Consider the following 26,999-nt stretch of genomic DNA (forward strand, 5'->3'; position numbering starts at 1 on the left):
GATGAGGATGGCGATCAGGGCGCCACGTGGCAGCACGCGCACCGCGAAGGGCTGGCCGCAGGAGGCCGCGATGCGGATGCTGATGAACAACCTCGACCCGGACGTGGCGGAGCGGCCGGCGGATCTGGTCGTCTACGGCGGGACCGGGCGGGCCGCGCGCGACTGGCCGTCCTACCACGCGATCGTGCGGGAGCTGGGCGAGCTGGCCGACGACGAGACGCTGCTGGTGCAGTCCGGGCGGCCGGTGGGCGTGTTCCGCACGCACGAGTGGGCGCCGCGCGTGCTGCTGGCCAACTCGAACCTGGTCGGTGACTGGGCGACCTGGCCGGAGTTCCGGCGGCTGGAGAACCTGGGCCTGACCATGTACGGGCAGATGACCGCCGGCTCATGGATCTACATCGGCACGCAGGGCATCCTGCAGGGCACCTACGAGACGTTCGCGGCCGTGGCGGCCAAGCGGTTCGGCGGCTCGCTGGCCGGCACGCTCACGCTGACCGCCGGGTGCGGCGGCATGGGCGGCGCGCAGCCGCTCGCGGTGACCATGAACGGCGGCGTGTGCCTGATCGTCGACGTCGACCCGGCCCGGCTCGAGCGCCGCGTGCAGACCCGCTACCTCGATCAGGTCGCGTCCGGCCTGGACGAGGCGGTGCGGCTCGCGCTGGCCGCGAAGAAGGAGCGGCGGGCCGTCTCGATCGGTGTCGTGGGGAACGCGGCGCACGTGTTCCCGGAGCTGCTGCGACGCGGCGTCGAGATCGACGTCGTGACCGACCAGACCTCGGCGCACGATCCGCTCTCCTACGTACCGCTCGGCGACCCGGCCGGCCTGACCCCGGAGGAGCACACCGAGCGCGCGCGGGCGTCGATGGCCGCGCACGTGGCGGCGATGGTCGGCTTCCAGGACGCGGGCGCGGAGGTGTTCGACTACGGCAACTCGATCCGCGGCGAGGCGCAGCTCGGCGGTTACGACCGCGCGTTCGACTTCCCCGGGTTCGTGCCCGCGTACATCCGGCCGCTGTTCTGCGAGGGCAAGGGGCCGTTCCGGTGGGCGGCGCTGTCCGGCGACCCGGCGGACATCGCGGCCACCGACCGCGCGGTGCTGGAGCTGTTCCCGGAGAACGAGTCGCTGGCGCGGTGGATGAGGCTGGCCGGCGAGCGCGTGGCGTTCCAGGGGTTGCCGGCCCGGATCTGCTGGCTCGGGTACGGCGAACGCGACGTCGCCGGCGTGCGCTTCAACGAGATGGTGGCGTCCGGCGAGCTGTCCGCCCCGGTCGTGATCGGCCGTGACCACCTGGACTGCGGTTCCGTGGCGTCGCCCTACCGGGAGACCGAGGCGATGCGTGACGGCTCGGACGCGATCGCGGACTGGCCGCTGCTCAACGCGCTGCTCAACACGGCCAGCGGCGCGTCCTGGGTGTCGCTGCACCACGGCGGCGGCGTGGGGATCGGGCGGTCGCTGCACGCCGGGCAGGTGTGCGTGGCGGACGGCACCGCGCTGGCCGGCGAGAAGATCCGGCGGACGCTGACGAACGACCCGGGGATGGGCGTGATCCGGCACGTGGACGCGGGTTATCCCGAGGCGTCCGCGGTGGCGGCGGAGCGCGGCGTCAAGATCCCGATGGCGGCGTCGTGAGTGCCTTCACCGATCTCTGGCGGGAGATCGCGGAGGTCGGCGGCACACCGCGGGACGGATATGTCCGCCTCGCCTGGACGCCGCCCGAGTGGGAGCTGCGCACCTGGTTCGAGGCCGAGGCCCGCTACCGGGACCTGGAGTTCGAGGTGGACGGCAACACCACGATGTGGGCGACCTGGAACCCGGCCGGCGCGACCGGGCCGGCCGTCGTCACCGGCAGCCACCTCGACTCCGTGCCGCACGGCGGCGCCTACGACGGGCCGCTCGGCGTCGTCTCCGCGTTCCTCGCGGTCGAGGTGCTGCGCGCGCGTGGCGTCACCCCGGCCCGGCCGATCCGGATCGCCGCGTTCGCCGAGGAGGAGGGCTCCCGCTTCGGCGTCGCCTGCCTCGGCTCCCGGCTGATGACCGGCGCGCTCGACCCGGAGCGGGCCCGCGCGCTCACCGACGCCGACGGCGTGACGCTGGCCGAGGCGATGGCCGGCTACGACTTCGACCCGGCGCGGCTCGGTGCCGACCCGGCCCGGCTGCGGGACATGCACGCGTTCGTGGAACTGCACGTCGAGCAGGGGCGGGCGCTGACCGTACCGGTGGGGATCGGCTCGTCGATCTGGCCGCACGGCCGGTGGCGGATGGACTTCACCGGCCAGGGCAACCACGCCGGGACCACGCTGATGGGCGACCGCTGCGACCCGATGCTCACCTACGCGTTCGCGGTGCTGGCCGCGAACAAGGAGGCGCGCACGCACGGCGCGCACGCCACGGTCGGCCGGGTCGCGGTGCACCCGAACGCGACGAACGCGATCCCGTCCCGGGTGACCGGCTGGCTGGACGCGCGGGCCGCCTCCACGGCGACGCTGGACGAGTTGCTGGCCGGACTGGGCACCAAGATCGCAACGCGCGCCGCCAAGGACGGCACCACGGTCACGATCACGGCGGAGTCGACGACCGGGGAGATCGGCTTCTCGGAGCGGCTGATCGACCGGTGCGTCACGGTGCTCGGTGCGAGGACGCCGGTGCTGCCGACCGGTGCCGGGCACGACGCCGGCGTGCTGTCCGCGGTCGTACCCACGGTGATGCTGTTCGTGCGGAACCCGACCGGCGTCTCGCACGCGCCCGCCGAGCGCGCCGACGACGAGGACTGCGAGGCCGGCATCGAGGCGCTCGCGGACGTGCTGGAGGAGCTGGCATGCCGCTGACCTGGCACGCCGACCTCGCCTGGCTGGGCGACGCACCGGTCGCGGACGTGCTGATCACCGCGGCGGCCGGGCGGTTCACGTCCGTGACGCCGGGCGTGCCCCGGCCGGCGGGCGCCGAGCGGCTGCGCGGGCTGACGCTGCCCGGCCTGGCGAACGCGCACTCGCACGCGTTCCACCGGGCGCTGCGCGGGCGCACGCACGCGGGCCGGGGCACGTTCTGGACCTGGCGGGAGCAGATGTACGCGGTGGCGGCCCGGCTCACCCCCGAGTCCTACCTGCGGCTGGCGCGGGCCGTCTTCGCGGAGATGGCGCTGGCCGGGATCACCTGCGTGGGCGAGTTCCACTACCTGCACCACGGGCCCGGCGGGCGGCGCTACGACGACCCGAACGAGATGGGCACCGCGCTGGTCGAGGCGGCGGCGCAGGCCGGGATCCGGATCACGCTGCTGGACACGTGCTACCTGACCGCGTCGGTGGCGGGTGATCCGCTGGACGGCGTGGCCCTGCGGTTCGGCGACGGCACGGCCGCGGCGTGGGGCGAGCGGGCCGGCGCCGTCCGCACCGGACCGCACGCCCGGCTCGGCGCCGCCGTCCACTCCGTCCGCGCGGTCCCGCGGGACCAGATCCCCGACGTCGTCGCGTGGGCCACGGCACGACGGGCGCCGCTGCACGTGCACCTCTCCGAGCAGCGCGCGGAGAACGAGGCCGCCGTCGCCGCGCACGGCCGCACCCCCACCGGCCTGCTGGCCGAGGCCGGCGCGCTCGGGCCGGGCACCACCGTCGCGCACGCCACCCACCTCACCGCGCACGACATCGACGCGCTGGGCGGCAGCCGTACCCGCGTCTGCCTGTGCCCCACCACGGAACGTGACCTCGGCGACGGCATCGGGCCGGCCGCGGCACTCGCCGCCGCCGGGTCACCGCTGTGCACCGGCAGCGACAGTCACGCCGTCATCGACCCGCTGGAGGAGGCCCGCGCCGTGGAGCTGCACGAACGCCTGCGCACCGAGCAACGGGGACACTTCACCGCCGCCGCGCTGGTCCGCACCGCGACCGCCGGCGGGCACGCGTCGCTCGGCTGGGACGACGCCGGCACCATCACCGTGGGTGCCCGTGCCGACCTGGTGACGGTCACGCTGGACGCCCCGCGCACGGCCGGCACCGACCCGGCCGGCATCGTCTTCGCCGCGACCGCCGCGGACGTCACCGACGTGGTGGTGGACGGTGACCGGATCGTCCGGGACGGGCGGCACACCCGCCTGGACGTGCCGCGCGAGCTGCGGGAGGCGATCGCATGGCTCTCCTGATCGACCGGATCGGCGAGCTCGTCACGAACGACGCCGGGTGCTGCGGACGGGGGCACCTGACCACGCTCAAGGACGCGGCGGTGGTCGTCGAGGCCGACACGATCGTGTGGGTCGGCCGGTCGAAGGACGCGCCCGGCGCCGACCACCGCGTCGACGCGGACGGCCGCGCGGTGCTGCCCGGCTTCGTGGACAGCCACTCGCACCTGGTCTTCGCCGGGGACCGGGCGAGCGAGTTCGCGGCCCGGATGGCCGGCGAGCCGTACACCGGCGGCGGCATCCGGACCACCGTCGCCGCCACCCGCGCGGCCTCCGACGAGCGGCTGCGCGAGGCCGCCGGCCGGCTGCGGGACGAGGCGCTGCGGCAGGGCACCACCACGATCGAGATCAAGAGTGGGTACGGGCTGTCCGTCGCCGACGAGGCCCGCTCGCTGCGGATCGCCCGCGAGCTGACCGCGGAGACCACGTTCCTCGGCGCGCACGTGGTCCCGCCGGAGTACGCCGCGCGCGTCGACGACTACGTCTCGCTGGTCTGCGGGCCGATGCTGCACGCGGCCACGCCGTACGCCCGGTGGATCGACGTGTTCTGCGAGACCGGCGCGTTCGACGCCGACCACGCGCGCGCGATCCTGACCGTGGGCAAGGCGGCCGGGCTCGGCGTCCGGGTGCACGCCAACCAGCTCGGGCACGGGCCGGGCGTGCAGCTCGCGGTGGAGCTCGACGCGGCCAGCGCGGACCACTGCACCCACCTCACCGACCGGGACGTGGAGGCGCTCGCCGGGACGTGGACGGTGGCGACGCTGCTGCCGGGCGCGGAGTTCTCCACCCGGTCGCCGTACCCGGACGCGCGCCGGCTGCTCGACGCGGGCGCCACCGTCGCGCTCGCCACGGACTGCAACCCGGGGTCGTCGTACACGTCGTCGATGGCGTTCTGCATCGCACTGGCGGTCCGCGAGATGCGGATGACGCCGGCGGAGGCGGTCTGGGCCGCGACCGCCGGTGGCGCCCGCGCGCTGCGCCGCGACGACATCGGCGTGATCGCGCCGGGCCGGCGCGCCGACCTGATCGTCCTGGACGCTCCCTCGTACCTGCACCTGGCCTACCGGCCCGGGGTGCCACTGATCAGCGCTGTCGTGCACAACGGAGTGAAGCTATGACCGTCGTCGTCACCCCGCTCGGGGTCTCCGCCACCGACGTGATCGCGGTGGCCCGCGACTCCGCCCGGGTCACGATCTCGTCGGAGGCGCGGGACAGCATGGCCCGCAGCCGGGACATCGTCGACCGGATCGAGGCCGGGGGCCGCCCGGTCTACGGCGTCTCCACCGGCTTCGGCGCGCTGGCGAACACGTTCGTCGACCCGTCCCGCCGGGCCGAGCTGCAGCACGCGCTGATCCGGTCGCACGCGGCCGGCGTCGGCGCGCCGATGCCGCGCGAGGTGGTCCGGGCGATGATGCTGCTGCGCGTACGGTCGCTGGCCCTCGGTCACTCGGGGGTTCGCCCGCTGCTCGCCCAGGCGCTGGTCGACCTGCTCAACCACGACATCACGCCGTGGGTGCCGGAACACGGCTCGCTCGGCGCGTCCGGTGACCTGGCGCCGCTCGCCCACTGCGCGCTGGTGCTGCTCGGCGAGGGCTGGGTGCTCGGCAAGGACGGCGGCCGGCTGGACGCCGCCGACGCGCTCGGTCAGGCCGGCCTCGCCCCGATCGCGCTCGACTCCAAGGAAGGGCTCGCGCTGATCAACGGCACCGACGGCATGCTCGGCATGCTGCTGCTCGCGATCGAGGATGCCCGGCACCTGTTCACCATGGCGGACGTGACCGCGGCGCTCGCGGTCGAGGCGATGCTCGGCTCGGAGCGGCCGTTCCTGCCGGAGCTGCACACCATCCGCCCGCACCCGGGCCAGGCGACGTCCGCGGCGAACATCCACCGGCTGCTGCAGGGCTCGGCGATCATGGACTCGCACCGGGACGACCTGGCGCACGCGGTGCAGGACGCGTACTCGATGCGGTGCGCGCCGCAGGTGGCCGGCGCGGCCCGGGACACGCTCGGGTTCGTCACCACCACCGCGGCCCGCGAGCTGGTCTCCGTGGTCGACAACCCGGTGGTGCTGCCGGACGGCCGCGTCGAGTCGACCGGCAACTTCCACGGCGCGCCGCTCGGCTTCGCCGCGGACTTCCTGGCGATCGCGGCCGCGGAGGTGGGCGCGATCGCGGAGCGCCGCGTCGACCGGCTGCTCGACGTCACCCGCAACCGTGCCCTGCCGCCGTTCCTGTCGCCGGACGCGGGCGTCAACTCCGGGCTGATGATCGCGCAGTACACGGCCGCGGGCATCGTGGCGGAGAACCGCCGGCTGGCCGCGCCGGCTTCGGTCGACTCGCTGCCGACCAGCGGCATGCAGGAGGACCATGTGTCCATGGGCTGGGCGGCGACCAAGAAGCTGCGCACCGTGCTGGACAACCTGACCAGCATCCTCGCGGTCGAGCTGCTCAGCGCGGTCCGCGGCATCCAGCTCCGGGCGCCGCTCACGCCGTCCCCGGCCGGGCGGCTCGCGGTCGAGGCGGTGACCGCGTTCGCGGGCGGGCCCGGACCGGACATCTTCCTGGCCCCGGCGATGGAGGCGGCGCGCGCGGCGGTCGCCGGCCCGGCGCTGCGGTCCGCGATCGAGGAGACGGTCGGGCAACTCGGGTAGGAGCCGTGCAACCCCGGCCCCCGGCGAGGAGGTCAGGGTGAACGTGAAACGAGACAGAGGCTCGGGGAGATCCGAGCGCGACGAGCAGTTCCACGACTTCGTGGCCGACCGGCGCGGACACCTTCTCCACACGGCCAGGCTGCTGACCGCGGGTGACGGACACCTCGCCGAGGACCTCGTGCAGACGGCACTGACCAAGCTCTACGTCTCCTGGACCGCGTACCGCCGGGCCGCCAACCCGGACGGGTACGTACGCCGGGTGCTGGTCAACGCCCTCATCACGGAGCGCCGCCGGGCCTGGTGGCGATTCGAGCGACCGTCCGAGCGCCTCCCGGAGCGTGCCGCGGCGGACACGCCGGACGGCACGGACCCGGAGCTGGCGCAGGCGCTGGGCGCGCTTCCACCACGGATGCGGGCCGCGGTCGTCTTCCGCTTCTTCTACGAGCTGGACGTCGCGGAGACGGCGGAAGCACTCGGTTGCTCGACCGGCACGGTCAAGAGTCAGACCGCCCGGGCCCTGGACAAGCTGCGTGCCGCGCTGGAGCGGCCCACTGCCCCTCGTTCCACATCCGCTCAGCCCACCACGCTTCACCAACAGGAGTTGACCCGATGATGGATCTGCACAGCCGCATGGAGCGCCTCGGCGGTTCGATCGACGACCCGTCCGCCACCGCCATCGCCGGTGACCTCGACCGTGGCCGCCGGGCCGTCCGGCGGCGCCGGGCCGCTCAGATCGCCACCGGCTCCGCGTTCAGCGTCGCGGCCGTCGCCACCGCGTTCGCCCTGACCATCTCCGGCCCGGGCAACTCCACGCCGAACCCCGGCCTGGCCGGTCAGGTGCCGCCCGGCGTCTCGCAGAGCGCGGTCACCGGCGGCGTCCAGCTGGTCGCCTACACCGGCGAGAAGCCCGGCCGCTTCACCATCGACCAGGTCCCGCAGGGCTTCTTCGTCCAGAACCAGGACGAGTACGAGCTGGTCCTGGCACCGGAACGAGCGAAGAGCCCCGGCCCCGGCGACGACCCGGCGTCCGAGCTGTTCAACCCGCGCGTCTACACCGACAAGATCGCCGTGTTCCTCGAGGTCACGGACTTCATGGTCAACCCGACCGGTGACGAGCAATTCACCATCGGGGACAGGCCCGCCGCGCTCCGGACCATCCCGGCGGAGGGCGACATCGCGGGCGCCACGCAGATTTTCGTCGCCCAGTCGGAGAAGGTCTCCCTCACCGTGCAGTTCGCGCACAGCACCGGGCTGACCAAGGAGCAGATGATCACGGTGGCCGGCGGCATCGGCGTCGACCCGACGGCGCTCAGCGACGCCGAGGAGGGCGCCCGCACGCCGCCGACGCTGAAGACCGGCAACAACTGACCCTCACCGTTACCTTTTTGATCAACCCCTTCGGGGTTGTTTGGTCGCTCGGCTCGGTATGGCTCTTTCCCCCTGTCGTACGCATGATCCGGGGGGTGTTGCCGCCGGGTCGGGTGGCGTCGACGGACCGCTGAATAGGGACCCGGCCGCCCCGCTTGCTGGGGTTGGTCTCTTCGTAACGTGGGTGCCGGCAGTTCGACGCCCGACCGCGACTGGACCCCGGTTGACCTGCGGTGATGGAAGGCATGCGGTGCACAACGAGTACGACGTGTTCCTCGGGCTCGACGTCGGCAAGAGCGACCACCACGCGGTCGCCCTCGGCCGGGACGGAAAGCGGCTGCACGATGCGCCGCTGCCGAACACCGAGAAACGTCTGAAGACCCTGTTCACCAAACTCGCCCGGCACGGCCGGGTCCTGGTCGTCGTCGATCAGCCCGCCTCGATCGGCGCCCTGCCCGTCGCGGTCGCCCGCGCCACCGGCTGCCAGGTCGCCTACCTGCCCGGACTCGCGATGCGCCGCCTCGCCGACCTCCACCCCGGCACGGCCAAGACCGACGCCAGAGACGCCTACGTCATCGCCGACGCCGCCCGCACCCTGCCCCACACCCTGCGCCGCGTCGACACCGGCGACGAGACCCTCGCCGAGCTGGAGGTCCTGATCGGCTACGACGACGACCTGGCCGGCGAGGCCACCCGGATCAGCAACCGCATCCGCGGCCTGCTCACCCAGATCCACCCGCCACTGGAACGCATCCTCGGCCCCAAAGTCACCCACCCAGCGGTGCTGGAACTGCTGTCCCGTTGCGGCGGCCCCGCTGGGCTGCGCACGACCGGCCGGCGCGACCTCACCTCGATCGTCGCCCCGAAGGCGCCACGGATGGGAGCCCGGCTCATCGAGCAGGTCCTGGCCGCGCTGGACGAGCAGACCGTCACCGTCCCCGGCACCACCGCCGCCGAGACCGTCCTGCCCCGACTCGCCGACAGCCTCCGGCAGGCCATGCAGCAGCGTGACCAGGTCGCGGACGAGGTCGAACGGATGCTTGATGCCCACCCTCTCGCCGAGGTCCTGACCTCGATGCCCGGCATCGGCGTCAGGACCGGCGCCCGGATACTCCTCGAAGTCGGCGACGCCACCGCGTTCAAGACCGCAGGGCACCTCGCCGCCTACGCCGGGCTCGCGCCCGTGACGCGGCGTTCCGGCAGCTCGATCCGCGGCGAACACCCGCCGAAATCCGGGAACAAGCAGCTCAAACGCGCGTTCTTCCTCGCCGCGTTCGCGTCGCTGTCCCACCCACCATCCAGGGCCTACTACGACCGCAAACGCGCTGAGGGCAAGAAACACAACGCCGCCATCATCTGCCTCGCCCGCCGCCGCGCCGACGTCCTCCACGCCATGCTCCGCACCAAAACCCCGTACCAGCCCAAAACAACCAAGGAATCTGCCCCTGAGGCTTGACGAAAACCATAGGGACACCCCCCTCTGGCCGGATCGGCGGTTCGCCGGTCCGGCCAGGCATATGTAGAGTCGCCGACGACGTGACCACGCCGGGAGGAGTCCGGCACATGACGATGCCGCGTTTGGTCTGGTACACCGCGTACGGCTCGAACATGCACGCCACCCGGCTCGGCTACTACCTCGGCGGCGGCACCCCGCCGGGCGGCCGCCGCACCTATCCGGGCTGCCGGGACACGTCGCCACCGCGTCGTACGGCCGGGTCGACGCTGCCCGGCGGCATCTACTTCGCCGGTGAGTCGCCCGCGTGGACCGGCGGTGCCGCGTTCTACGACCGGGACCTGGCCGGCACCGCCGCCGCGCGCAGCTACCTGGTCACGCTGTCGCAGTTCGCCGACATCGCGGCCCAGGAGATGTACCGCCCGCCCGGCACCGACCTCGACCTCACGCCGGTGCTGACCGACGGCCACCAGACCCTCGGCGACGGCCGCTACGAGACGCTGGTGCACGCCGGTGACCGGGACGGCCACCCGATGATCACGTTCACCGCGCCGTGGACCGCCGCCACCGCGACGCTCAACGCCCCGGCCGCCCGCTACCTGGAGATGATCTCCAGCGGCCTGCACGAGGCCCACTCCTGGGACCCGGTCCGGATCGCCGGCTACCTCGCCGGTCGTCCCGGTGTCACCCAGGACGTGCCGCAGCTGACCGCGCTGGCCGAGCGCGGCATCCGGGCCGGGATGCGTCTCGCCGCCCCCGACCCGGACGGCGCGTGACCCGCTGCTCGCCCGGCTCCGGCGTCAGTAGGCGGCGGGCCAGCCCGCGGAGTCCCACCGGAGCAGGTTGATGCCGAGCTTCGCGTCGCCGGCCGGCGTGTAGTAGTGGTAGATCAGGACGTCCTGGTCGCCGTCGCGCAGCACCGCCGGGTGGCCGGGACCGTGGACCGCGTCGTGGGTGGCCATGATCTCGGTGCCGCCGCCCGCGGTCATCGGGGTGCCGTTGCGGTCGACGTACGGCCCGGTGATGCTCTTCGCGCGGCCGACCATCGTGCGGTACGTGCTGGACGCGCCCCGGCAGCAGAGGTCGAACGCGACGAACAGGTAGTAGTACCCACCGCGTTTGTAGACGAACGGCGCCTCGACCGACTTGCTGTTGACGAACCGCTCGGCCAGCGGCCGGACCGCGGTGTCCGTGGGCGTGCGCAGGCCGGTCCCGCCGTTGAGCCGGATCATCTTGATGCCGCCCCAGAACGAGCCGAACGACAGCCACCAGCTCCCGTCGCCGTCGATGAACAGGTTCGGGTCGATCGCGTTGAAGGTGTCGGTGCTCCGGCTCTCGATGACCAGGCCCCGGTTGACCCAGCTGCCGGCCGCGCCGGTGGTGCTGGTCGCCAGGAAGATCGCGGAGGTGTTGCCGCCGAAGCTGGAGGCCGAGTAGTACAGCCAGTACTGACCGTTGCGGTAGGTCAGGTCCGGCGCCCACAGGTTCGTGTCACCCTTGGTGTACGGCAGCGTCCACGGCGCGCCGTTCGGGAACGCGACCCCGGCGTCGGCGAAGGCCGTGCGGTCCGTGGAGGTCTTCAGGCCGATGCCGGGCGCGGTGACGGCCAGCAGATAGCCGCCCGCCGGCCGTTTCACCATCGCCGGGTCGTGGGCGAACGTGCTGCCGGTGACGACGCCCGGGCCGGGGTACGTCGCGGCGTTCGCGCTCTGGATGCCGTAGACCGTGGCGGCGCCGGCGGCCACCAGCGTCACGGCGCCGATCAGGAGTCTCTTGATGATCACCAGGTGACGGTAGAAGGGCGGCCGATGCGTATCGACCGCCCTAAACCAGACTTAAGCGCACCTTCAGGTCGCGATGCGGTGGATGTGGCGCATCTTGTTCATCGCGTCGAGCGCCGCGACCTTGTAGCTCTCGGCCAGCGTCGGGTAGTTGAAGACCGCGTCCACCAGGTAGTCGACCGTGCCGTTGCAGCCCATCACGGTCTGCCCGATGTGGACCAGCTCGGTCGCGCCGGTGCCGAAGACGTGCACGCCGAGCAGCTTGCCGTCGTCCGGCGAGACCAAAAGCTTGAGCATGCCGTACGAGTCACCGATGATCTGCCCGCGGGCCAGCTCACGGTAGCGGGCGATGCCCACCTCGAACGGGATGCGCGCCTCGGTCAGCTCGTCCTCGGTCCGCCCGACGAAGCTGATCTCCGGGATGGTGTAGATGCCGATCGGCTGGAGCTTCTGCATGTCGCGGGCGGGCTCCCCGCAGGCGTGGTGCGCCGCGAGCCGCCCCTGCTCCATCGAGGTGGAGGCGAGCGCGGGGAAACCGATGATGTCGCCGACCGCGTAGATGTGGTCGACCGTGGTCTGGTAGCTCTCGTTGACCGCGATCCGGCCCCGGCTGTCCGCCTCCAGCCCGGCGTTCTCCAGCTGAAGTTCGCTGCCGAGGCCCTGGCGGCCGGCCGAGTACATCACCGTGTCCGCGCCGATCCGCTTGCCGGACTCCAGCAGCGCGATCGCGCCGCGCGGGTGCCGCTCGACCGAGGCCACGGTCTCGCCGAACCGGAACGTCACGGCCAGGTCGCGCAGGTGGTACTTCAGACTTTCGATGATCTCCAGGTCGCAGAACTCGAGCATCCGGTCGCGGCGCTCGACCACGGTGACCTTCGTGCCGAGCGCGGCGAACATCGACGCGTACTCGATGCCGATCACGCCGGCACCGACCACGATCATCGAGTTCGGCACGTGCTCGAGGTTGATGATGCCGTCGGAATCTATGATCGTCCGGTCGTCGAAGTCGACGGTGGACGGGCGGGCCGGCTTGGTGCCCACGGCCACGATGATCTTCTCGGCGGTCACCTTGGTCTCGCGGCCGCTGTCGTCGTCGACCGAGACGGTGTGCGCGTCGAAGAACGAGCCGGTGCCGGTGAGCAGCCGCACCCGGTTGCGCTGCAGCTGACTGCGGATCACCTCGACCTCGCGGCCGATCACGTGCGACGTGCGCGCGCTCAGGTCGCCGACCGTGATGTCGTCCTTGACCCGGTAGTCGCGACCGTACATCTCGCGCTGATTGAGGCCGGTCAGGTAGACCACGGCCTCACGCAGCGTCTTGGACGGAATGGTGCCCGTGTTGATGCACACGCCACCGATCATGTTGCGCCGCTCGACGATGGCGACCCGTCGATCCAGCTTCGCCGCGGCGATCGCGGCCTTCTGCCCGCTCGGGCCCGATCCCAGCACCAGGACGTCGAAGTCGTACACGAGACTCATCATGCCCTGAATGCGCTACGGATTGAGGGTTATTCAGCGCCGAACTCGGCCGTCCCGCTAGGTCAGCTCCTTGGCGATGACCTTGGCGAGTGCCCGGAACGCCTTCCCGCGGTGGCTGATCGCGTTCTTCTCCGCCGGCGTGAGCTCCGCGTTGGTCTTCTGCTGCCCCTCGGCGATGAAGATCGGGTCGTAGCCGAACCCGCCCTCGCCGCGCGGCGCACGCAGCAGCCGGCCGGCCATCCGGCCGTCGACCAGGTGCTCCTTGCCGCCCGGCAGGACCAGCGCGGCCGCGCAGACGAACGCGCCGCCGCGGTGCTGCTCCGGCACGTCCGCGATCTGGGCGAGCACCAGGTCGGTGTTGGCCCGGTCGTCACCGTGCCGGCCGGACCAGCGGGCGCTGAACACGCCCGGCATGCCGGAGAGCGCGTCCACGGCCAGGCCGGAGTCGTCCGCGACCGTGGGCAGGCCGGTGTGCCGGACGCCCTCGCGCGCCTTGATCAGCGCGTTCTCGCCGAACGTGAGCCCGGACTCCGGGACCTCCGGGTACTCCGGCACCGAGTCGAGGCCGACCAGCTGGACGCGGCTGGCGCCGAGCGCGGCGTCCAGGATGCTCTGCAGCTCGGTGAGCTTCTTCGCGTTCCGCGTGGCCAGAAGCAGTTTCGTCATGCCGAGAGCGCCTTCCGCTGAGCCTCCGCCAGGTCGGCGCAGCCGGCCACGCCGAGGTCGAGCAGCGCGTCGAGCTGGGCGCGCCCGAAGACGGTCGCCTCGCCGGTGCCCTGGACCTCGACGAAGTCGCCCTCGCCGGTGCAGACGATGTTCATGTCCACATCGGCCGCCACATCCTCGGTGTAGCACAGATCGAGGCGCGGCTCACCGCCGATCAGGCCGACGCTGACCGCGGCCACCGACCGGTGCACGACCTTCTCCACGGTACGGCCGCCGAGCATCTTCCGGCCGGCCATCCAGGTGACCGCGTCGTGCAGCGCCACGTAGGCCCCGGTGATCGCGGCGGTGCGGGTGCCGCCGTCCGCGTTCAGCACGTCGCAGTCCAGCACGATCGAGTTCTCGCCGAGCGCCTTCAGGTCGATGCAGGCGCGCAGGCTGCGCCCGATCAGGCGGGAGATCTCGTGGGTGCGGCCGCCGATGCGCCCCTTCACGCTCTCCCGGTCGGACCGGGAGTTGGTGGCGCGGGGCAGCATCGCGTACTCCGCGGTCACCCAGCCGAGGCCGGAGCCCTTCCGCCAGCGCGGCACCCCCTCGGTGACGCTGGCGGTGCAGAGCACCCGGGTGGCGCCGAACTCGACCAGCACCGACCCTTCCGGATTCGCGCTCCAGTGACGAGCCAGGGTCACCGGTCGGAGCTGCTCGGTCGTTCTGCCATCGGGACGCGCCATGGCGGAAAGCCTATGCTCTGGCCACCGAGCTCCGCTCGCGGGCCCTCAAGCGCTCCGCTCGCGTGTCTCAAGCGCTCCGCTCACGTGTCTCGCGCGGGCCGCTCACGTGTCTCGCGCGGGCCGCTCACGTGTCTCGCGCGGGCCGCTTACGTGCCCGTGCGTCTCCGCTCAGTTGTCCCGGGTGGTCGGCTCGGGTGTCTCCTGAGCGTTCGGCGCCGCGGCCTGCCGCGGCGCGCCGTGGGCGCGCAGGAAGCCCTCGATCGCGGCGGGCCAGCCGAACTGCTCGGCCCGGGCCCGCGCGGCCTTCCGGCGTTCCTCCTCGGGGCGTTCCAGCAGCTCCCGCACGCCCGCCGCGAACGCCGCACCGGTGCCGGCCACCGCCGTGCCCGCGTCGCCGACCACCTCGGGCAGCGCGCTGGCCGCGTTGACCACCACCGGCGTGCCGCAGGCGAGCGCCTCCAGCGCGGCCAGGCCGAACGTCTCCACCGGCCCGGGCGCGATCGCCACGTCCGCACTGGCCAGCAGCCCGGCGACGGTGGTGCGGTCGTTGATGAAGCCGGCGAACCGGACCGGCAGCCGCGCCGCCTTGTAGGCCAGTGCCGCACGGCGCGGACCGTCGCCGACCACCACCAGCGACGCCTTGACGCCGGACGCGAGCAGCGCGGCGAGCGCGTCGATCGCCAGCTCGGGCCGCTTCTCCGGGGAGAGGCGGCTGCAGTGCACGAGCAGCGCCTCGTCGTCCCGGGCGAACCGGGCGCGGATCGCCGGGTCGTGGTGCTTCGGGGTGAACCCGTCGAGGTCCACCCCGAGGGGGACCTCGACCAGGTTCGGCGTGCCGATCCGCTTGAACTCCGCAGCCGCCCACGCGGTGGTGCAGAGGATCGTGTCGAACTGGCGGGCGGTGCGCGCGTTCAGCACGTCGGCCGCGCGCCCGCCGGCGCCGGCCGGCACCCCCCACACGTGCAGCAGGCCGGCCAGGCTCTCGTGCGACACCATCATCGACGGTACGCCGTGCGCCTTCGCCCAGTCGCCGGTCCAGCGGAGCGTGCTGCGGTCGGAGACCTCCAGCCGGTCCGGCCGCAGGCCCTCCAGCACCGCGGCGAGCCGGCGGCGGCCGAGCATCAGCCGGTAGCCACCGGTCCGCGGGACCATGGTGCCGGGCAGCGTGATCACGCGCCCGTAGGAGGTCATCTCGTCGCCGGCCTTCTTGCCCGGCACGACCAGGATCGGCTCGTGCCCGGCGTCCCGGTAGCCCTCGCCGAGGTTGCGCAGCGCGGTGCGCAACCCCCCGGAGCGGGACATGACGAAGTTCGCCAGCCGGACGATGCGCAGACCGCCCGGCGGCGTCATGGGTTCCGACGACGCGCGCTGGCCGGGGATCGACACCGGGAGAACCTCCTGGTCAGGGCTGGCGTGCAGGATGGACACAGCCTCAGGCCGCGATCCGCACGGGCGCCGGCACACCGGGACCGGCGACCACGGCAGCGTAATGCCCGAGCAGTTCGTCGCCAACGGCCGCCCAGCTTCGGCGGGCCACGGTGGCCCGCGCGGCCCGTCCGAACTCGACTCGCCGCTCGTCGTCCGCGACCAGACCGGCGACCGCGTCCGCGAGCGCGGCCGCGTCCTCCGGCGGCACCAGCTCGCCGGTCACACCGGGTTTGACCAGATCGACCGGTCCGCCGACCGCGGGCGCGACGACCGGCAGACCGGACGCCATCGCTTCCTGCACGGTCTGACCGAACGTCTCGTGCGGCCCGGTGTGCGCGAAGATGTCCATGCTGGCGTACAGCCGGGCGAGCTGCTCGCCGTGGCGAGCGCCGAGGAAGGTCGCGTCCGGCACCGCCTTCTCCAGCTCCTTGCGCGCGGGCCCGTCGCCGACGATGACCACCTTCACGCCGGGCAGGCGGCTCGTCGCGGCCAGCAGGTCGACGCGCTTCTCGACCGCGAGCCGGCCGACGTAGCCGACGATCAGCTCACCGTTCGGCGCGAGCGCGCGACGGACCAGTTCGGACCGGTGGTCGGGGCGGAACCGCTCGACGTCCACGCCGCGCCGCCACAGCCAGACCCGGGAGACGCCGTGCGCGATGAGCGCCTCGGCGGACGCGGTGGAGGGCGCGAGCGTACGGTCGGCGGTGTTGTGGATCTGCCTGATCCACTTCCAGGCCGTGGCCTCGCCCCAGCCGAGCTTGTAGAGGCGCGCGTACGCGGCCACGTCGGTCTGGTAGACGGCGACGGTCGGCAGGCCACGCTGGGCGGCGAGCACCGAGCCGCGGCCGCCCAGGAAGAACGGGCTGGCCAGGTGCACGACGTCCGGTCGGTGCGCATCGAGCGCCTCGGCAATCTTGGGCACCGGGAGTCCGAGGCGGAAGTCCCTGTACCCCAGCATCGGGAAGCTCGCCACCCGGACCACCGGATAGTCGGTGGCCGGCAGCACGCGGCGGGTCGTCATCGCCGGGTTGGGCGCGATGACGAGCGGCTCGTGCCCCTGGCTGACGAGGTGCTCCGCGACGCGCACGACGGAGTGCGCGACGCCGTTGACATCCGGCAGGAACGACTCCGTGATGATCGCGATACGCATGGGCTCACCGTGCGGTCACGTCCGGTGCGGGAGCTGAAAGCCGGTTGTCCAGACGGCGAACTCTGGCACAAGAAAACGCCACCGCGGTCGATGGCTCAGATCTCGTAACGCGCGCCCGGACGGACGATCTCGACCGGGCCGTTGAACGCGGCCTGCGCCGCGTCCTGGGTGAGCGCCTCGCTGCCCCACGCCGCGACCAGATGGGTGAGCAACAGCCGGCCGACCGCGGCCTTGTCCGCGATCTCGCCCGCCTCGCGCCCGGTCAGGTGGAGGTCCGGCGGGTTGTCGACGCCGTCGAGGTAGCTGGCCTCGCAGAGGAACACGTCCGCGCCCTGGGCCAGCCGCAGCAGCGAGTCGCACGGCGCGGTGTCGGACGAGTAGGCCAGCACCCGGCCCTCGTGCTCGACGCGCACGCCGTACGTTTCTATCGGATGGTTGACCCGGTCGACCGTGACCGAGAACGGGCCGATCGGGAACGTGCCGGGCTGCAGGCTGTAGAACGTGTAGACGTCGTCGACCGGGCCCTCGTCGAGGCTGTAGGCGGTGGCGATGCGGTCCGGCGCGCCGTCCGGCGCGTAGACCGGCAGCGGCGGCAGCGGGCCGTCCGGCGCGTACCGCCGGGCCACCACGTAGGTGCAGGCGTCCAGCACGTGGTCGCAGTGCAGGTGGCTGATCAGGATCGCGTTCACCGAGTGCAGGCCGGCGTAGCGCTGGAGCGCGCTCATCGAGCCGGAGCCGAAGTCGATCAGCAGGTTGAAGCCGTCGACCGAGAGCAGGTACGCGGAGCAGGCCGACTCGGGACCGGGGAAACTGCCGGCACAGCCAAGCACGGTCAATCGCATTCTGCTACCCCGTTGTCACGCTGCGCTGTCGACGATTGGTCATTCCAAAACCGATGCTCGATCGGATCCTCGCCCGAGATCACGCGCCGAGAATCCACCACGCTGCGCAGCCTACGCCGTGACCAGTGCGGCACATAAAGGTCTGATCGAACTTGTCACGAAGGTGACAACGGATTGCGATAAGCGCACGGAGGCCCTCCGACGCGGCCATCGTTACGCCGCGTGCGCATGCGGCGTTGCACTGGGTGAGGAGTCTCCCCCCGGCGCGGCAACAGGTCCATTCCGAGATCGGAGTAACGACGTGCCCGACGCCACCACCACCGGCTGGCTCCCGATGTTCACGGAGACCACCGATCTGCCTGATCAGCGGCGCGCGCCGGTCATCGGCCCGGCGTTCCGCATGCCCGCGGACACCGACCCGGAGCCGTCCACCCGGCGCCTGCTCACGCTCTCCTGCTGGGCCGGGGCGCTCGCGCTGTTCGGGCTGGCCGTCGCGGTGCGCGGTCTCGCGGCGCTCGTCGCGGACACGGCCGGTGGCTGGCACGAGCCCGCGACGGTCGCCGTGGGTGTGACCGGGATCGCATTCACGGTCGGCGCCTTCATGTCGGTCCACCGCCGCCGGCTGCCCTGGATCATGCTCGCCGCGGCGACGGCCGCGCTGCTGGCATCCCCGCTGCTGTAGACCCACGCCGCGGAGCGGGAGGACCGGGTCCGGTCCTCCCGCTCCCGGCACACGTGGGACTCACCGGGTGGGGCGTCGGGGCCTCAGGCCCAGAGCTGACCCTCGAGCGACTCCTCGGCCTCGGCCAGGGTGCCGCCGTAGGCGCCGGTGGAGAGGTACTTCCAGCCGCCGTCGGCGACCAGGAACGCCACGTCGGCCCGCCGCCCCGCCTTCACGGCCTCGTGCGCGACGTTGAGCGCCGCGTGCAGCACCGCGCCGGTGGAGAACCCGGCGAACAGCCCCTCGACCTCGACGAGCTGCCGCGTGCGCAGCACCGAGTCGCGGGTGCCGACGGAGAACCGGCGGGTGAGCACGGTGGCGTCGTAGAGCTCCGGCACGTACCCCTCGTCGAGGTTGCGCAGGCCGTAGACCAGCTCGCCGTAGCGCGGCTCGGCGGCCACGATCTCGATGCCCTCGACCTTCTCCCGCAGGTAGCGGCCGGTGCCCATGAGCGTGCCGGTGGTGCCGAGACCGGCCACGAAGTGTGTGATCGACGGCAGGTCGCGCAGCAGCTCCGGGCCGGTGGTCTCGTAGTGGGCGCGGGCGTTCGCCTCGTTGCCGTACTGGTAGAGCATCACCCAGTCGGGGTGCTCGGCCGCGATCTGCTTCGCGGTGGCCACCGCCTGGTTCGAGCCGCCGGCCGCGGGCGAGAAGATGATCTCCGCGCCGTACATCCGCAGCAGCTGGGTGCGCTCGGCGGAGACGTTCTCCGGCATCACGCAGACCAGGCGGTAACCGCGCAGCTTCGCCACCATGGCCAGCGAGATGCCGGTGTTGCCGCTGGTCGGCTCCAGGATCGTGTCACCCGGACGGATCCGGCCGGCCTCCTCGGCCGCCCGGATCATGAACGCGGCGGCGCGGTCCTTGACGCTGCCGGTGGGATTGCGATCCTCCAGCTTCGCCCACAGGCGGACCGGTGGCGCCCCCTCGGGCACCACCGGCGACAGGCGAGGCAGTCCGATCAGCGGCGTGTCGCCACCGAGGTCCAGCAGGCTGTCGTACCGCGCCATGTCGTTATCGGCCGTTGTGGCCGAGCAGCGCGGCAGCGGCCGCGAAGCCGAACGCGCCACCGGCCACGGCCGGGAGCACGGTGACGGACGCGCCGTCGGAGAGCTTGGCCTCGAGACCGCCGAGGAAGCGCACGTCCTCGTCGTTGACGTAGATGTTCACGAACCGGTGCAGCGTGCCCTCCGGCGTGACCAGGCGGCCGCGGATGCCGGAGTGGCGCGAGTCGAGGTCGGTGAGCAGGTCGGCGAGCGTGTCGCCGGAGCCCTCGACGACCTTCGCGCCGCCGGTGTAGGAGCGCAGGATGGTGGGGATGCGAACTTCGATGGCCATGATGGCGTACTCCTGAAGGAAGAATCGACAGACGACGATTGAATGGAAGCGATTACGGTTCCGGGGCGCGCAGGATCAGCGCCGACACTCGTAATCGACCGTCGTCGGACTCTGGCCGAACATGTACGTCTGGACGGCGTGGGGATCAGGCACCATGGGGCATCAGCTCCATGGATTCAATGGTGCCATCCCGCACCTCGACCGGCTCCTCGGTCACCTCACCGTCCACGATGCGGAACGACCGGATCTCCTCGGAGTCGGGCTCGCGCGTCGAGACCAGCAGGTAGTGCGCGCCGGGCTCGCCGGCGAAGGAGATGTCGGTGCGGGACGGGAACGCCTCCGTGGCGGTGTGCGAGTGGTAGATGACCACCGGCTCCTCGTCGCGGTCGTCCATCTCGCGCCAGACCCGCAGCTGCTCCATCGAGTCGAACTCGTAGAACGTCATCGACCGGGCCGCGTTGTCCATCGGGATGTGCCGCACCGGCCGGTCGCTGCCGGCCGGGCCGGCGACCACGCCACACGCCTCGTCCGGGTGATCCCGGCGGGCGTGGGCGACGATCGCGTCGAGGATCGCCCGGTCAATGGTCAGCACGACGGCCACTTTACCCCGCCCCACGGACCCCCGGAGGGGCCCGTGGCGCCCGTCACGCCGCGCTCACCCCTCGATCAGCGCGTGCAGCAGCGACTCCTGCAGGTAGCCCAGGTACGCGTAGACCGAGAGCTGGAACACCCGGGTCGACGTGGGGTCGTGCAGCACCGCGTCGTCCAGCTCCTCGCCCAGGTCGGTCTCCGGCTTGATCTCCAGCCGGATGCCCATCGCCAGCCGCGCGTCGTTGATCGCGCGCAGCCAGGCCTCGGCCTCCTCCGCGTCCAGCGAGACGTCGCCGCCGCCCTCGGAGGGCAGGCCGGCGAGGATCGCGCCGGCCTGGTCGATCTTCGCGGTCTTGAGGTCTCCCTCGGTGTACCGCCGGACCTCCTCGCTCTCCGCGGGCTGGTCCGGGTAGATCGCCGGGAAGAGCCGGTCGACGACCGGGTCGTCGTGGTCGAAGCCGTCCGTGAGCAGGCCCACGACCTCGCTCGCGACCTTGCGCAGCACGCGCACCTCGTCCTGGGCGAAGCTGGCCACGCACTGCGTGCCCTGGCGCCGGAACATGCTCACCGTCCTCCCGTCACTGCCGGTCCACCGTCGCCCACAAACCATAGGCATGCAGTTGGGAGGCATCGTGTTCCATCCGCTCCCGGGCGCCGGTCGAGACCACCGCCCGGCCCTTGTGGTGGACCGCCAGCATCAGCTCCTCGGCCTTCTCTCGGCTGTATCCGAACAGCTTCTGGAAAACCCAGGTCACATACGTCATGAGATTGACCGGATCATCCCAGACGATCGTTACCCACGGACGGTCCTCGACCGGGAGCTCTTCGATGTCTGGCGTTTCGACCGGTGCGATCTGCGGCGCCGCCATGTCCCCCATCGTGCCACCGAGTCCGCTGTGGTGAGGAACCGACCGAACGACGAGTCGCTCAACTCAGCAGAATGCCGTGGTCGACGGCGTCCGTCAGCACCGCCGCGAGCGAGCGCTGCACCGCCTCGAAACGGCGGCTGACCTCGCGCAGCAACTCCAGCTCGACGCCGCGGATGGCCAGCTGCAGCCAGGAGCGGGCACGGTTGTTGTCGCGGTTCGCCGGATGCCGCCAGTACGTGTAGCAGGCGCCGGACAGCCCGATCCCGAGTCCTGGCAGCGGACGCGGGATCCCGGGCGTCTGGTACGCCGCCAGCGCCGCGACCGCGCCCTCGCCGGCCACCGTCGCCACCCCGCCGGTGTTCGTCACCAGCAGCACCCGCTCCAGGTCGCGGGCGGCCCGGTCGTCGGCGAACCCGTCCCGGACCGCCGCGATCACCCGGCGGCGCGCCGCCTCGGTGGCCGGCTCCTCCAGGACCAGCTCCAGCAGGTCGTCGATGATCTTCTCGACCGCGGCGTCGCACTCGGCCACCGCGGACAGCGACAGCGCCGCCGTCTCGCGGTCCAGCGCACCGGGCAGCCCGGGACAGCCGCCGCCGAAGACGATCTCCTGCACGCAGCGCAGGTGGATGTTGGCGATCTCGATGGCCAGCCGCTGCCGGACGAGCTGCGTGTTCGTCCGGATCATGTCGTCGAGCCGCTCGGTCCAGCCGGAGCGCTCCGCGTCCGCGGCGACCCGCACGACCCGGCCGGAGCCGGGCGGCACCGGCGGGTTGTAGCTGGCCCGCTCCAGGCCCTCCAGGCCGGACCACTCGATCAGCGCACGGCGCAGGTAAGCGGTGTCGGCCACGGCCGGGTCGACCGTGTGCCAGCCGGCGTCCGAGGTGGCCGGGACGGCCGCGATCACGGCGTCGCGCGCGTCGCTGATGGCCGTCTCGATGGTGCCGTCGCCCCAGGTGCCGTCCGCGGCCGGGGTGAGCGCGAAGAACAGCTCCACGCCGGCCCGGTGCAGCTCGGCGATGAGCGTGACCTCGGCCGGCAGCAGCTCGTGCCCGGCGGAGACGACGTAGAGCACGGCGCCGCCGCGGTTCGCCGCGTCGAGCAGGATCCGGGTGCCGGCGGCGGACAGGTGCTCCGCGTCCGGCGTGTCGATCAGCGCGAAGTGGCGCAGCAGCGGGTTCGGCAGGGTCAGCTCGATGCGGCGCGGCGGCCGGGCACCGGACTCCTCGCCCGGCGGTGGCGGCGTGAACGGCTGCGGCTGGCGGTTGCCCGGCACGTAGGCGCAGACGTCCCGGCTGTGCCCGTACGTCACGACCAGGTAGCTGTCGTCCGGCCGGTCGAGCAGCGGGCCGGCCGAGTCGAGCAGCGCGCCGAGCACGCCGCCACGGCCGCTGTCCCGCGCGCCGACGATCATCAGCGCGATCGGCTCGTCCGGGACCGGCTCGGGCTGCGCGGGCCGCGGGCGTGACGACCTCCGCTGCCTCGGCGCCGGCGGCGCGGTGTTCCGCGCCGGGATCGGCCCGTTCTGCTGCGTCGGCCCGCTCTGCTGCATGGTGCGGCTCCTCAACGAATGGTCGCCGGATTCAGGCCGCGGCACGGTGAGCCTCGCGGCAGGCCACGGCACGGTGCGGGCCGCGGCTGGGGAAGACGGTACGTGAACGCGCGCTTACGCCACAGCTCCCGCGGTACTCAATGGACTCGTGGATCATTACTCAATTCCGCCGTTACGGTAACTGTGCGGAGCCGTGCCCGGTCTATATGCTGCTCGGGTGCGTCCGTGGAGCTTCGTCGGCCGGACCCAGGAGTTGCAGCGCCTCGTCGCCGCCGCCACCAGCGGAGGCGAACGCGGCCTCATTTTCAGCGGTAGCGCCGGTATTGGCAAGAGTCGACTTCTCCGTGAGGGAGTCGACGTCCTTCCGCGCGACGGTTACGCGACGTGGTACGCGTCGGCGAACATCGCCACCGCGGGTCTGCCCTTCGGCGGCCTGGCCCAGGTGCTGCCCGCCGACCAGCCGGTCGGCCTGTCACCGGCCGGGCTGCTCCGCTGGGCGATGGACTCGCTGGTGGAGCGCGCGGTCGGCCGCCCGATCGTGCTCGCGATCGACGACGCGCACCTGCTGGATCCCACCTCGGCCGCGCTGGTCTACCTGATCGCGCGCTCCGGCCACGCCACCGTGCTCGGCACGCTGCGCAGCGGGGAACCGGTGCCGCTGCCGATCCGCGCACTGTGGACCGACGACCTGGTGGATCACGCGGAACTGTCGCCGCTGACCATCGCGGACACCACGCACATGCTGGGCGAGATGCTCGGCGGCGAGATCGAGTCCGCGTCCGCGGAGCGGCTGTGGCGGATGTGCCTGGGCAACGCGCTGTTCCTCCGCGAGCTGGTGATCGCGGCGCAGGCCGGCGACGAGATGACCGAGCACTTCGGCGTGTGGCGGTGGACCGGCAGGCTGGAGCTGGCACCGGATCTGACCGACCTGATCGACACCCGGATCGGCCGGCTCAGCCCGGACGTGCGGACCGCGGTGGAGCTGGTCGCGCTCGGCGAGCCGCTCGGCCTGGACCTGCTGACCAAGATAGTGCGGCCCGCCGAGGTGGAGGTCGCCGAGGAGCGCGGCCTGATCCGGGTCACCTCCGACGACCGGCGGCACGACGTGCGGCTGGCCCATCCGCTGTACGGCGAGGTGGTCCGCCGCCGCTGCCCGGTCAGCCGCAGCCGCCGGCTCACCGCGCAGCTCGCGGACGCGGTCGAGGGCGTCGGCGCGCGCCGCCGCGACGACCTGCTCCGGGTCGCGGTGTGGCGGCTCGACTCCGGCACCGCGAAGGACCCGGCGCTGCTGCTCGGCGCCGGCATGCAGGCGTACAGCCGGTTCGACGTGCCGCTCGCGCTGCGCCTGTCCAAGGCCGCGGTGGACGCGGGCGGTGGCTTCCCGGCCGCGGAGCTGCTGGCCACGCTGCTGATGTTCGCCGACCAGCCGGACGACGCACTGCAGGTGATCGAGTCGGTCTGGCACGAGGCGGACACCGACGAGAAGAAGACCCGGTGGTACTCGGCACGCGCGCTGATCTGCTTCTGGGGGCTGAGCCGGGAGAAGACGATCACGGAGGTCGCCGAGGCGGTCGGCGGGCTGAAGGACGCCAACCACCGCTCCCGGCTCCGCGCGTTCGAGTCGATGATGCGCTTCCACCAGATGGACCACGAGGACGCGCTGAACATCGGCCGCGCCGTGCTGGACCGCCCGGCCACCGACGGGATCAGCCGCGCGCTGGTCTACAGCATGCTGACCCATCTGCGCGCCGCCCGCGGCGAGCTGGCCGACAGCGACCGGGCCGCGTCCCGGGTGGTCGCGGACCTGGCGTCCTGGCAGAACGAGATGCCGTACATCAAGGTCGCGATGGAGCTCGGCCGCGGCACCCGGCTCATCCTCGGCGGCGACCTGCGCAGCATCGACGAGATCGTCGCGGACGAGTTCGCGGACCTGGCCGACGCGGGCGAGTTCCGGCTCGGCTCGGGATACGTGTCGGTGCTGCGCGCCCAGGCGGCCCGGCTGCGCGGGCAGACCGGGGACGCGCTGCGGCACAGCCTCCAGGCCTGCGCGATGCTGGCGGCCAGCAAGGTCTTCGCCGGGCTCGCGCACGCGGAACGCGCGATGGCGGCCGCACTGCGCGGCGAGGCGGCGCTCGCGGCCGAGGCGATGGCGGACTCCGACCGTACCCACGGCACCAACATGCTCGTGCTCTATCCGTGGCGGGAACAGGCCCGCGCCTGGACGCTCGCGTCCGCCGGCGACCTGGCCGGGGCGGTGGACACGCTGCGGCGGCTGGCCGAGCGGCTGCGCGACGACCGGATGGCCGGCCACGAGCTGTACGCGCTGCACGACCTGGTCCGGCTCGGCTTCCCGGCCCTGCCGCTGTCACTGCCGGACGGCGGCCTGACCACGGTCGCGGAGCGGCTCGCCGAGCTGGCCCGGCAGGTCGGCGGCCCGATGCCGTCGCTGTTCTCCCGGCACGCGAAGGCCGCGGCCGGCGCGGCCGAGGCGGAGCTGCTCTGGGTCGCGGATCAGTTCGCCCGGCAGGACTTCCTGCTCTACGCGGCGGAGGCGACCGCGACCGCGGCCCGGCTCCTGCGCGACCAGCGTTCGCCGCAGACCCAGCTGATCAACACGAGGCTGGCCGAGCTGAAGCAGCGCTGCCAGCTGATCGACACGCCCGCGCTGCGCGTCGACCGCGTGCGGCTGACCGAGCGCGAACGGCAGGTCGCGGAGCTGGCCGCGATCGGCACGCCGAGCAAGGAGATCGCGGAGCAGCTGTTCCTCTCCGCCCGGACGGTGGAGAACCATCTGCAGCGCGTCTACGTGAAGCTCGGCGTCACCGGGCGCGCGGAGCTACCGGTCGCGCTTCAATCGATCTCAGAATGAGTTAGACTCCTCACAGCGCTAACCCGGGCCGGGTGGCATACGCTGAACGACGTGACTGCTACCACCTCGCTGCTGACCGACCACTACGAGCTGACGATGATCAGCGCGGCCCTGAGCGACGGCACCGCCGACCGTCAGTGCGTGTTCGAGGTCTTCGCGAGGCGGTTACCGACCGGCCGGCGCTACGGCGTGGTCGCCGGCACCACCCGCCTGATCGAGATGATCAAGGACTTCCGCTTCGACCCGGACGAGATCGCGTTCCTGCGCCGCACGAACGTGGTCGACGAGCCGACCGCCGCCTGGCTCTCCGCATACCGCTTCACGGGCGACATCGACGGGTACGCGGAGGGAGAACTGTTCTTCCCCGGCTCGCCGATCCTGACCGTGGCCGGCACGTTCGCCGAGTGCGTGGTGCTGGAGACGCTGATCCTCTCCGTGCTCAACCACGACTGCGCGATCGCGGCCGCGGCCACCCGCATGGTCACCGCGGCCCGCGGCCGGAGCGTGATCGAGATGGGCTCGCGGCGCACCCACGAGGAGGCGGCCACCGCGGCGGCCCGCGCGGCGTACCTGGCCGGCTTCACCGCCACCTCCAACCTGGCGGCCGGGCTGCGCTACGGCGTGCCGACCGCGGGCACCTCCGCGCACGCGTTCACGCTGCTGCACGACGACGAGCCGACCGCGTTCGCGTCCCAGGTCAAGGCGCTCGGCACCGGCACCACGCTGCTCGTCGACACGTACGACATCAGTCAGGGCATCCGCAACGCGATCCAGGCGGCCGGCACCGAACTGCGCGCGGTCCGGATCGACTCCGGCGACCTGTCCGTGCTCGCCCAGCAGTCCCGCGAGCTGCTCGACTCGCTCGGCGCCACGGAAACGAAGATCGTCGTCTCCGGCGACCTGGACGAGTACGCGATCGCCGCGCTCGCGGCCGAGCCGGTCGACATCTACGGCGCCGGCACCTCCGTCGTCACCGGTTCCGGCGCGCCCACCGCCGGGCTGGTCTACAAGCTGGTCGAGGTCGAGGGCCGGCCGGTCGTGAAGCGCTCGGAGAACAAGCGCACGGTCGGCGGCCGGAAGACCGCGGTGCGCCGGCACAAGCCCACCGGCACCGCCACCGAGGAGATCGTCGTGTCCCAGGGCGTGCCGGACCACCTGCCCAACGACCGGCTGCTGCAGCACTCTTACGTGGCGAACGGCGAGTTCCTGGACGTGCCGTCGCTCGCCGACGCGCGCGAGCACCTCCGGCAGTGCCTGATCTCCATCCCGTGGGAGGGCCTCAAGCTCTCGGCCGGCGACCCCGCGATCCCGGTCGTCATGGTCTCGGCCGCCTGACCGCACCCGACCA

24 protein-coding genes and 1 pseudogene are annotated in these 26,999 nt (G+C 72.4%); 12 read left to right on the forward strand and 13 right to left on the reverse strand.

Features of this window, described 5'->3' with window-relative positions; translation table 11 throughout:
* Window position 1: 1 nt before the first annotated feature.
* From hutU to J2S44_RS12680, 9 genes are all read left to right on the forward strand, one after another.
* On the forward strand, window positions 2-1,630 hold the full coding sequence (gene hutU / locus J2S44_RS12640; protein ID WP_310412426.1) for a urocanate hydratase: 1,629 nt from the start codon (window positions 2-4) through the stop codon (window positions 1,628-1,630).
* Window positions 1,627-2,826: an allantoate amidohydrolase gene (locus J2S44_RS12645; protein ID WP_310412429.1), complete on the forward strand. Its 1,200-nt coding sequence runs from the start codon at window positions 1,627-1,629 to the stop codon at window positions 2,824-2,826. Before hutU ends, J2S44_RS12645 begins: the two co-directional genes overlap by 4 nt.
* Complete coding sequence (locus J2S44_RS12650; protein ID WP_310412432.1) at window positions 2,817-4,133, forward strand: formimidoylglutamate deiminase; 1,317 nt, start codon at window positions 2,817-2,819, stop codon at window positions 4,131-4,133. The genes J2S44_RS12645 and J2S44_RS12650 overlap by 10 nt, the downstream gene beginning before the upstream one ends.
* A complete protein-coding gene (gene hutI / locus J2S44_RS12655) occupies window positions 4,121-5,287 on the forward strand; it encodes an imidazolonepropionase (protein WP_310412435.1) in 1,167 nt (388 codons plus the stop codon). Before J2S44_RS12650 ends, hutI begins: the two co-directional genes overlap by 13 nt.
* On the forward strand, window positions 5,284-6,819 hold the full coding sequence (hutH, locus tag J2S44_RS12660; protein WP_310412437.1) for a histidine ammonia-lyase: 1,536 nt from the start codon (window positions 5,284-5,286) through the stop codon (window positions 6,817-6,819). Before hutI ends, hutH begins: the two co-directional genes overlap by 4 nt.
* A gap of 43 nt (window positions 6,820-6,862) precedes the next feature.
* Window positions 6,863-7,432, forward strand: a complete 570-nt coding sequence (locus J2S44_RS12665) for a SigE family RNA polymerase sigma factor (RefSeq protein WP_310412440.1) — start codon at window positions 6,863-6,865, stop codon at window positions 7,430-7,432.
* A complete protein-coding gene (locus J2S44_RS12670; protein WP_310412443.1) occupies window positions 7,429-8,187 on the forward strand; it encodes a hypothetical protein in 759 nt (252 codons plus the stop codon). The genes J2S44_RS12665 and J2S44_RS12670 overlap by 4 nt, the downstream gene beginning before the upstream one ends.
* 250 nt (window positions 8,188-8,437) lie before the next feature.
* Entirely contained in the window at window positions 8,438-9,643 is a 1,206-nt protein-coding gene (locus J2S44_RS12675; RefSeq protein ID WP_310412446.1) for an IS110 family RNA-guided transposase, read from the forward strand.
* 107 nt (window positions 9,644-9,750) lie between these two features.
* Window positions 9,751-10,416 carry a histone deacetylase gene (locus tag J2S44_RS12680; protein WP_310412449.1) on the forward strand — a complete coding sequence of 222 codons (666 nt, stop codon included), beginning with the start codon at window positions 9,751-9,753 and terminating at the stop codon, window positions 10,414-10,416.
* A gap of 24 nt (window positions 10,417-10,440) precedes the next feature.
* On the opposite strand, the gene J2S44_RS12685 is transcribed toward J2S44_RS12680, so the two are convergent.
* From J2S44_RS12685 to J2S44_RS12715, 7 genes are all read right to left on the reverse strand, one after another.
* Window positions 10,441-11,424, reverse strand: a complete 984-nt coding sequence (locus J2S44_RS12685; protein ID WP_310412452.1) for an arabinan endo-1,5-alpha-L-arabinosidase — start codon at window positions 11,422-11,424, stop codon at window positions 10,441-10,443.
* Window positions 11,425-11,487: 63 nt separating this feature from the next.
* Window positions 11,488-12,903 (reverse strand): Si-specific NAD(P)(+) transhydrogenase, encoded by a 1,416-nt coding sequence (sthA, locus tag J2S44_RS12690; RefSeq protein WP_310412454.1) that lies wholly within the window; start codon window positions 12,901-12,903, stop codon window positions 11,488-11,490.
* A gap of 54 nt (window positions 12,904-12,957) precedes the next feature.
* A complete protein-coding gene (rdgB, locus tag J2S44_RS12695; RefSeq protein WP_310412457.1) occupies window positions 12,958-13,566 on the reverse strand; it encodes an RdgB/HAM1 family non-canonical purine NTP pyrophosphatase in 609 nt (202 codons plus the stop codon).
* Window positions 13,563-14,294, reverse strand: a complete 732-nt coding sequence (gene rph / locus J2S44_RS12700; protein ID WP_310412460.1) for a ribonuclease PH — start codon at window positions 14,292-14,294, stop codon at window positions 13,563-13,565. Before rph ends, rdgB begins: the two co-directional genes overlap by 4 nt.
* A 168-nt stretch (window positions 14,295-14,462) precedes the next feature.
* A complete protein-coding gene (locus tag J2S44_RS12705) occupies window positions 14,463-15,680 on the reverse strand; it encodes a glycosyltransferase (RefSeq protein WP_488193100.1) in 1,218 nt (405 codons plus the stop codon).
* Between the two features lie 46 nt (window positions 15,681-15,726).
* A complete protein-coding gene (locus tag J2S44_RS12710) occupies window positions 15,727-16,872 on the reverse strand; it encodes a glycosyltransferase family 4 protein (RefSeq protein ID WP_310412463.1) in 1,146 nt (381 codons plus the stop codon).
* Window positions 16,873-16,967: 95 nt separating this feature from the next.
* The gene (locus tag J2S44_RS12715; RefSeq protein ID WP_310412467.1) at window positions 16,968-17,714 is read right to left on the reverse strand and encodes an MBL fold metallo-hydrolase; all 747 of its coding nucleotides are present in this window, start codon (window positions 17,712-17,714) and stop codon (window positions 16,968-16,970) included.
* Between the two features lie 301 nt (window positions 17,715-18,015).
* Here J2S44_RS12715 and J2S44_RS12720 point away from each other — a divergent pair, with 301 nt between their 5' ends.
* Entirely contained in the window at window positions 18,016-18,396 is a 381-nt protein-coding gene (locus J2S44_RS12720) for a hypothetical protein (RefSeq protein ID WP_310412469.1), read from the forward strand.
* 83 nt (window positions 18,397-18,479) lie between these two features.
* Here J2S44_RS12720 and J2S44_RS12725 read toward each other — a convergent pair whose 3' ends face one another.
* From J2S44_RS12725 to J2S44_RS12750, 6 genes and pseudogenes are all read right to left on the reverse strand, one after another.
* On the reverse strand, window positions 18,480-19,445 hold the full coding sequence (locus J2S44_RS12725; RefSeq protein ID WP_310412472.1) for a PLP-dependent cysteine synthase family protein: 966 nt from the start codon (window positions 19,443-19,445) through the stop codon (window positions 18,480-18,482).
* Window positions 19,446-19,449: 4 nt separating this feature from the next.
* The gene (locus J2S44_RS12730; protein ID WP_306838685.1) at window positions 19,450-19,773 is read right to left on the reverse strand and encodes a MoaD/ThiS family protein; all 324 of its coding nucleotides are present in this window, start codon (window positions 19,771-19,773) and stop codon (window positions 19,450-19,452) included.
* A gap of 75 nt (window positions 19,774-19,848) precedes the next feature.
* Window positions 19,849-20,365, reverse strand: a pseudogene (locus J2S44_RS12735) (M67 family metallopeptidase).
* A gap of 63 nt (window positions 20,366-20,428) precedes the next feature.
* A complete protein-coding gene (locus tag J2S44_RS12740) occupies window positions 20,429-20,926 on the reverse strand; it encodes a DUF2017 domain-containing protein (protein WP_310412474.1) in 498 nt (165 codons plus the stop codon).
* A gap of 16 nt (window positions 20,927-20,942) precedes the next feature.
* Entirely contained in the window at window positions 20,943-21,233 is a 291-nt protein-coding gene (gene clpS, locus J2S44_RS12745) for an ATP-dependent Clp protease adapter ClpS (protein WP_306838681.1), read from the reverse strand.
* Between the two features lie 58 nt (window positions 21,234-21,291).
* Window positions 21,292-22,782, reverse strand: coding sequence for a hypothetical protein (locus tag J2S44_RS12750; RefSeq protein WP_310412477.1), 1,491 nt, complete (start codon window positions 22,780-22,782; stop codon window positions 21,292-21,294).
* Window positions 22,783-22,999: 217 nt separating this feature from the next.
* Between J2S44_RS12750 and J2S44_RS12755 the strand changes: the two genes are divergently transcribed.
* Both J2S44_RS12755 and J2S44_RS12760 read left to right on the forward strand, forming a co-directional pair.
* Entirely contained in the window at window positions 23,000-25,651 is a 2,652-nt protein-coding gene (locus J2S44_RS12755) for a LuxR C-terminal-related transcriptional regulator (protein ID WP_310412480.1), read from the forward strand.
* A 51-nt stretch (window positions 25,652-25,702) separates the two neighbouring features.
* On the forward strand, window positions 25,703-26,986 hold the full coding sequence (locus J2S44_RS12760) for a nicotinate phosphoribosyltransferase (RefSeq protein WP_310412482.1): 1,284 nt from the start codon (window positions 25,703-25,705) through the stop codon (window positions 26,984-26,986).
* Window positions 26,987-26,999 lie beyond the last annotated feature (13 nt).

The organism is Catenuloplanes niger, assembly GCF_031458255.1.
Classification (GTDB): domain Bacteria; phylum Actinomycetota; class Actinomycetes; order Mycobacteriales; family Micromonosporaceae; genus Catenuloplanes; species Catenuloplanes niger.